We start from the raw sequence: 2,913 nt of genomic DNA on the forward strand, positions 1-2,913 counted from the left end.
CGGGTTGCCGTCGCGGTCGGTGCGCGGGATGCGCGCCGGCAGGTCGCCGCCCACGCCGATCAGCCAGCCGCCCACCTCGCCGGGCGTGATGTCCTGGATCGGCGGCAGCTCGGCGCCGTCGCGCAGCGGCGGCGACTCCTGGCCGTCGGTGAAGAACACCACGCGCGTGTTCGGATCGATCGCCCGCGCGGTGCGGATGGTCCAGCTCATGCCCTTGCCGATGTTGCTGGCATTGGCCCAGCGCATGCGGCCGTCGATGCGGTCCAGCGAGGCGAGCAGCTCCTCGTAGTGGCTGCACACCTCCACCGGCAGCAGCAGCGGCATCACGCGGTAGTCGGCGAACACGGCCCAGCCGATCTTCGAGCCGCAGGGCATCTCGCGCAGCGCGTCGCGCATCGCCGAGCGGGCATAGGCCAGGCGGCTCAGGGGGGCGCCGTCGCGCTCCACGTCCTCCACGTTCATGCTCTGCGTGATGTCGAAGGCAACCAGGTAGTGGAAGGTCGCCCGCTGCAGCATGAAGGGCGGCAACGCCACCGCGGCCACCAGCAGCAGCAACGCGAGCGTGAGCACGAGGTCCGCACGCCGGCCCTGGCGGACCAGCCAGCGGCCGACCCGCACGACGCGGTTCAAGGCAGGTCCCCCGGGTCCATGCCGCGGAGTTGCACCCGGCGGCGCTCGACCGGCACGTTCGGGTCCTCGGCGTAGGCCTCCTGCTCCTCCGGCGCGAGGCGCAGCGCGCGCTCGAGGTTGTAGCGCGCGTCCCAGTCGCCGGGGTCGGCGCGCAACAGGTCGCGGTAGCGCTGCTTGGCCAGTTCGATCAACGGCGCGGTCTCGGCCGACGGCGCGGCGGCGTCACCGCCCGGCGACGCCGCCAGCGCCTGGCGCAAATACATGTTGCCGAGGTTGAACTGCGCCTGGCGGCCGAGGGCATCGAGCGCACCGGGCTGGATCAGGCCGCTGTAGCTCTTGAAGGCCGCGTCGTGGGCGCCCGCCTGGGCCAGCGCGATCGCGCGCGCCAGCCTCACCTCGCGCGGAGCGTCGCGCGGCGCCGGTGCGTCCTTCTTCTCTGCGTCCTTCTCGGCGGGCGGCCGTGCGGCCGCGGCCACGGCCTCGTTGAGTGCCACCACCTGCCGCCAGTGCAGCCCCTGCCAGAGCAGCACGCCAGCGCAGACCGCCGCCGCCGCCGCGAACACGCCATGCACCGACAGCCTTCTCATGACGCACTCCGTCCGTCGCGCCACGCCGGCGCCCAACTCGGCAACTGCAGCGCCCGGCAGACCAGCAGGCCCAGGCAGCACAGCAGCGCCACGCCGTAGCAGGCCGAACTGAAGTCGCGCCGCGGCACCCGCTCCACCACCGACAGCGGAAAGTTCTGCAGGCGGTCGATCTCGGCCATCGCCGCCGCCATCGCGCTGGCGTCGTCGGTCTGGAACAGCCGATAGGGCGTGGGCAGCGTGCGGAAGAAGCTGTGCAACGCCAGCTCTTCCACCGAGTCGAGGCTGCCGACCGCGTCGGTCGTCAGGTCGGGCGAGTTGGGATTGCTGCGGATGTAGATCCAGTACAGACCGATCTTCTGCCGCACCAGCCCGGCCTCGATGCGCTGGCGCGTGGTCTCGTCGAGCTGCGCGCCACCGTCGGACACCACCAGGATCACGCGGCTGCCGGCATACGGCCGGCCTTCGAACTCGCCGATCGCCGCCAGCAGCGCGCTGCCCATGTGGGTGTCGGGCAGGCCGCGGCCCACGCCGGTGGCGGCCAGGCCGGCCTGGATCACGTCGCCCTGCTGTGTGAACGGCACGATGCGCATCGGGCTGGTGCTGAAGGCCATGAACGCGAAGCGGTCGTCGGGCCGCTTCGCGACGAACTCGCTCAACAGCTCGCGCACCACCTGGCTCTTGGTCGGCATGCTGGCGTTGAACTGCCCTCCGGCCTTCACGTCCTTGGGCACCACGTTGGCGTCCATGCTGCTGCTGCGGTCCATCAGGATCAGGATCTCGGCGCCGCGCCCGGTGCGCAGCACCTGCGCACCCGACTGCCCCGGCCCGGCCAGGCCGATCACCACCGCGGCCATCGCCGCGACCGCGAAGGCGCGCCACAGGAAGCCGGCGATGCGCCCGATGCGGTCGACCGGCAGCCAGGCGATGGCCGAGTAGACCAGCGTGTCGCTGCGGCGGCGCAGCAGCGGCAGCGCCGCCAGCGGAAGCAGCAGCAGGAGCAGCGGCTGGACGAAGTCGAGGCCCATGGCTCAGCGGTGCTGCCGGCGCTCGGCGTCGCGCAGCGCGCGGCCCAGCGTGTGCAGCGGGTAGTCGGCCGCCGCACCACCGGCGAAGAAGCGCTCGCTGGAATGGCGGTAGAAGCCTTCGAGCTGCGCCTGCAGCGGCCGCAGGTGCGGCCGTTCGTCGAGCCAGCGCGACAGCGAGGCGCCGTGCACCACGCGGCCGGCGCTGGCGTTGACGGCGCGGTGCAGGCTGAGCCAGGCCTCGGGGCTGGCCGCGTCCGCACGACGCAGTTCGCGCCAGGCGCGGGCGAACGGCAGGCGCCGCGACTCGCGCCAGTTGCGCCCGCCCCACCACGCCAGCCAGGCCATCAGCACGACCCCCAGCGCGAGCAGCGCCCCTTTGAAGCGACGCTCGATCGCCGCTGTCGGTGCAGCCTCGACGGGCCGGTCCGGGCGCAAGGTCTGCAGCGCGCCCTGGCCCGCCACCTCGGGTGGCGTCAACGGCCCCACGCTGATCGGCCATGCGGGCAGCACCAGCGGCGGACCGCCCCGCGTCGCGATCGTCACGGCCGGCAGGCTCAACGTGGTCAGCGCGCGGGGTGCGTTGACCACCTGGTAATCGAGCGCCAGCCAGCGGCGGCCCTGGTCGTCGGTCTCGGCGCGCGCCGCGCGGCGCTCCAGCCACAGACCACGCG

Annotated in this window: 4 protein-coding genes; all 4 read right to left on the reverse strand. The window is 73.1% G+C overall.

Annotated elements, in window-relative coordinates; translation table 11 throughout:
* A partial coding sequence (locus x551_RS20570; protein WP_051512249.1) for a vWA domain-containing protein occupies positions 1 to 630 on the reverse strand: 630 nt, incomplete at its 3' end.
* A complete protein-coding gene (locus x551_RS20575) occupies positions 627 to 1,217 on the reverse strand; it encodes a hypothetical protein (protein ID WP_011830850.1) in 591 nt (196 codons plus the stop codon). The genes x551_RS20575 and x551_RS20570, both read right to left, overlap by 4 nt.
* The gene (locus tag x551_RS20580; RefSeq protein WP_011830851.1) at positions 1,214 to 2,242 is read right to left on the reverse strand and encodes a vWA domain-containing protein; all 1,029 of its coding nucleotides are present in this window, start codon (positions 2,240 to 2,242) and stop codon (positions 1,214 to 1,216) included. The genes x551_RS20575 and x551_RS20580 overlap by 4 nt, the downstream gene beginning before the upstream one ends.
* 3 nt (positions 2,243 to 2,245) lie before the next feature.
* Positions 2,246 to 2,913, reverse strand: a 668-nt coding sequence (locus x551_RS20585) for a hypothetical protein (RefSeq protein WP_036250792.1), incomplete at its 5' end; no start/stop codon positions are given.

Source organism: Methylibium sp. T29 (genome assembly GCF_000576205.1).
GTDB classification, from domain to species: domain Bacteria; phylum Pseudomonadota; class Gammaproteobacteria; order Burkholderiales; family Burkholderiaceae_C; genus Methylibium; species Methylibium petroleiphilum.